A 3,759-nucleotide genomic window follows, 5' to 3' on the forward strand; every position below is an offset into this window, starting at 1 on the left:
GCAGGGAAGAAAAAGGTACATTTTGCAGGATCATCCACAATATTGACAGGGATATGCTTTTCTCTGCAAAGGGCAGAGATTTCCCCATTCACCGCTTCCGCATCCGTTGCCCCAATGACAAACAGCATCCCTTCGATGTCCTTTTTTTCAAAAGGTCTCTGTATCTTTCGGATATCCGTCATTTCCTCGATTTCCGCACAGAACGCAGGAGAAACCACGGTGATATCCACGCCGAAAGGCAGTAATTTTTCAATTTTTCTGAGAGCAACAGTGCCGCCGCCCACCACAAGGCATTTTTTATCCTTGATCTCCACAAAAAAAGGAAAATAACTCACTTTTTCTCCTCCGTTTTCTTGAGGGCGTTGCCCTCAAACTCCCACCAAGGGAATCATTCCCTTGGAACCCGATTGGCAAAAGCATTTGCTTTTGCACAAATTATCGTATCCGTTTACAGTGAAAATGCCGTCAGGCTTACGCCAAACGGCATTGAACTCACTTGATATTATTCTTTCGCCAGAATTTCTGCTTTTCTTTCCAGCAGTTCATTGGACAGGATCATCGCTTCTGCTTTTTCGAAGCCGACTCTTGCCACTGTATCTGCCAGTCTTTCGCCGGCAACGCCCTGATCCTTGAAGAACAGGATGATTTTTTCTACAGTATCCAGCACTTCTTCTTCAGAAGTGAAGATCTTGCTCATGGGTGTGCCCTGACCAACTTTTTTGCCCCATCTGCCGCCCAGTGTCACTTTATAGCCTGTCACTTCTTCTGTCATTGCGCCGAAGGGACATTTTGCCATATACAGACATCTGCCGCAGTTGATGCATTTTTCTTTATCGTATGTCAGTTTTTCGCCTTCTGCTTTGGAAGCCGCTTTCATGGGGCAAACCTTTGCCACCACACATACTTTGCAGCTTCTGCACTTTTCAGCGTCGAATTTAGGTACTTTCTGACCAATGATGCCCACGTCATTCAGATCGGGTTTTACGCAGTTATTGGGGCAGCCGCCTGTAGCAATTTTGAATTTATGAGGCAGTTTCACGCCATGATAACCGATGTAGAATCTTTCATGGATTTTTTCACTCAGGCCATATGTATCATACAGACCATACTGACAAGTAGTACCCTTGCAGCTTACGATAGGACGAACCTTGGGGCCTGTACCGCCAACCAGAAGGCCCCCTGCTTCGATTGCCGCTGTGAAAGCAGGGATGTTATCATAATGGATGCCCTGCACTTCGATCGTCTGTCTTGTTGTAAAAGCCATTTCACCGTTGCCGTACTGATCAGCCGCTTCTGCAACCAGCATTGCTTCTTTCGTTGTGATCTTGCCGTTTCTTGTCAGCACACGGGCATTGAATGTATCTGTGCCTTTCTGCTGCAGGAAGCCCAGACCTTTTACTCTTTTGATGTCATCCGCACTTACTGTTACGCTCATATTTTCCCCTCCAAAATCTCTTTCCAAGACCATATTGCCATAAATTAAGGTAAGTACCTCTTATTTCCTCTCCAGATAGTATACACCTTTTTACGATAAAATCAAATTATTATTATTTATCGATCGATTAAATTTTGTTATCATTTTAAACTGCGCAAAAACGCCTGATCTTCCTTGGAAACACGGTAGGATTCACAGCATTTCTGAATGAATTTGCGAAATGTCCAGTCATCCAGATGATGATGGCTGATGTATTCCATCATACGATCCCTGTCCTTTGCCCAGACCGTCGCAAGAAGCCACGCCTGCCCCATGCGTACATAATAATGATCGGAACGGGCAGCATCCGTTCTTTCGATCACTTTCGTCAGATAATCCTCCGTCAGATAATTGGAAAGCATCAGAACCAGCCCCATACGCACCGCCCAGGGATTTTCCGATGCCAGGTATTTTTCGATATGCTGAAAAAATACCCCTTCTTTCCCTTTGATGATCTTCTTTACCGAGGAAGAAAAAATATCACAATGGGCCCAGTTTTCCGCCAGATGCTCCGTGTAATAGTCGCAGTAAGGCAGGAATGCTTCATAGGAAAGGGGCAGCGCCGCCGCCACCAGCCCATACAGCAGACGTTCCTCATGGGTCTCCCCGCCGCAGACCTGCAAAAAGCCGATGCCGTCCCCTTTTGCGATCTCCTTGGCCTTTTTCCGCAGGAAAGGCACCCGCAGACCGATGACAGGCAGTTGGGAACGAAGGAGTTTTGTATTGAAGTTCTTATATTCCTCCTCCCCCTGCGCAAACAACTCCTGGCGAAAGGCTTCGTATGTTTCTTTTGTCCACTGATCCATGGGAATCACCTCCCCAATGCTTTTTCGATACGCAATTTTGCCCCTTTGTATTTTTCCAGACGGGCAAAGTCCCGCTCCGTCGGTTCGGGAATCCGGCGAAGATCCATATTATCCTGCAGATCCGCATATTTCACCCGCGCCGCCAGCGGATTTTCGCAGACACGCCCGATATATGCCGTATAAGATTCCCCCTTCCTGTGGGTCAGGCAGAGGAGGGCTTCCAGCACTTCTTCCGAAAATCCTTCCTGCCGCAGATCCTCCAGTGTATAGGGGGTATCCTCCATCACATCATGGAGAAGGGCGACGATCTTTTCCGTTTCCGTTTCGCATTGTTCCATCACCCGTCCGGGATGCAGAATATAGGGCTGTCCACCTTTATCCACCTGTCCCTGATGGGCTTTTTCCGCCAGTTTTGCCGCTTTTTCCAGCATGCCCCTCACCTCTTTCTGTTTTCAGTATAAACTTGAAAATTTTTGGTGTAAAGGCGAACTTTTTCTCCCTTTTCCGCGTCTATAGAACAGGATCCCCGAAATTTGAAAAAAAGTGAAAAAGTTAAGATTTTCTTTAAACCTTTTTTGAAAAAGTATGATATTATGTAATCAATCAGTACTTTTCGACAAATCATTTGAAGAGGGGGAACTTCTATGATCTATTATTTCAGCGGAACAGGCAATTCCTATGCAGCGGCAAAAACACTGGCAGAAGGTCTGGGCGAAGACCTGATGGATATTTCCGTTGCGGCAAAAGAAAATAACTATACACACACTCTGGCAGAGGGCGAAAAGTTGGGCTTTGTCTTCCCCGTTTACGCATGGGCCCCTCCCCGGGTGGTCACCGAGTTCGTAAAAAATCTGGAATTATATTATTCCGGCGACCCCTATATTTTCGCAGTCTGCACCTGCGGCAGCTCTGCCGGCAAAACCATGGATATTTTCGAAAAAGCGCTGGAAGAAAACGGCCTGATGCTGGACAGCGGCTTTTCCGTTATCATGCCTGATAACTGCATCACCCTCTTTGAACCAGACTCTGCCGAAGAGGTCGCAGAAAAATTCGAAAAGGCAGAACAGACACTGGACAACATCCTTCGTGCCGTCAAACTGGGCTGGAGTGACTTTTTCCGTGTGAAACGAGGCAGATTTTCTACGGTGCTGAGCGGCATCGCAAACCCTGCCTTCACTTTGGGCGGCATGAAAACAAAACCCTTTTATGTGACTGATGCCTGCATTGGCTGCGGTCTGTGTGAATATCATTGCACCAGCGGCTGTATCGAAATGACCGCCGGCAGACCCGTCTGGACAGAAGACCAGTGCCACATGTGTCTGGCATGCATCAATCGCTGCCCTGCCCAAGCCATCCAGTATGGCAAAAAGACCGCCAACCGCGGCCGCTATGTACACCCGATTTACCAAACAGAAGAGAATGGAGAAATGACTGAATGAAAATGAAACGCATCCTTGCTTTCTTTTTGACTATGATCAT

The 3,759-nt window shown here is 47.1% G+C and carries 5 protein-coding genes; 1 reads left to right on the top strand and 4 read right to left on the bottom strand.

Features of this window, described 5'->3' with window-relative positions; all coding sequences use genetic code 11:
• The 4 genes from ACJMLT_RS00940 to ACJMLT_RS00955 form a co-directional block, all read right to left on the bottom strand.
• A partial coding sequence (locus ACJMLT_RS00940) for a precorrin-2 dehydrogenase/sirohydrochlorin ferrochelatase family protein (protein ID WP_405725210.1) occupies nucleotides 1-335 on the bottom strand: 335 nt, incomplete at its 3' end.
• 167 nt (nucleotides 336-502) lie between these two features.
• A complete protein-coding gene (locus ACJMLT_RS00945; protein WP_405725213.1) occupies nucleotides 503-1,435 on the bottom strand; it encodes a (4Fe-4S)-binding protein in 933 nt (310 codons plus the stop codon).
• Nucleotides 1,436-1,575: 140 nt separating this feature from the next.
• On the bottom strand, nucleotides 1,576-2,280 hold the full coding sequence (locus ACJMLT_RS00950) for a DNA alkylation repair protein (RefSeq protein WP_405725216.1): 705 nt from the start codon (nucleotides 2,278-2,280) through the stop codon (nucleotides 1,576-1,578).
• Nucleotides 2,281-2,285: 5 nt separating this feature from the next.
• Complete coding sequence (locus ACJMLT_RS00955) at nucleotides 2,286-2,711, bottom strand: GTP pyrophosphokinase (protein ID WP_405725219.1); 426 nt, start codon at nucleotides 2,709-2,711, stop codon at nucleotides 2,286-2,288.
• A gap of 213 nt (nucleotides 2,712-2,924) precedes the next feature.
• Here ACJMLT_RS00955 and ACJMLT_RS00960 point away from each other — a divergent pair, with 213 nt between their 5' ends.
• Nucleotides 2,925-3,719: an EFR1 family ferrodoxin gene (locus ACJMLT_RS00960; RefSeq protein ID WP_405725222.1), complete on the top strand. Its 795-nt coding sequence runs from the start codon at nucleotides 2,925-2,927 to the stop codon at nucleotides 3,717-3,719.
• Nucleotides 3,720-3,759: the final 40 nt, after the last annotated feature.

The organism is Anaerotignum sp., assembly GCF_045122575.1.
Taxonomy (GTDB): domain Bacteria; phylum Bacillota; class Clostridia; order Lachnospirales; family Anaerotignaceae; genus Anaerotignum_A.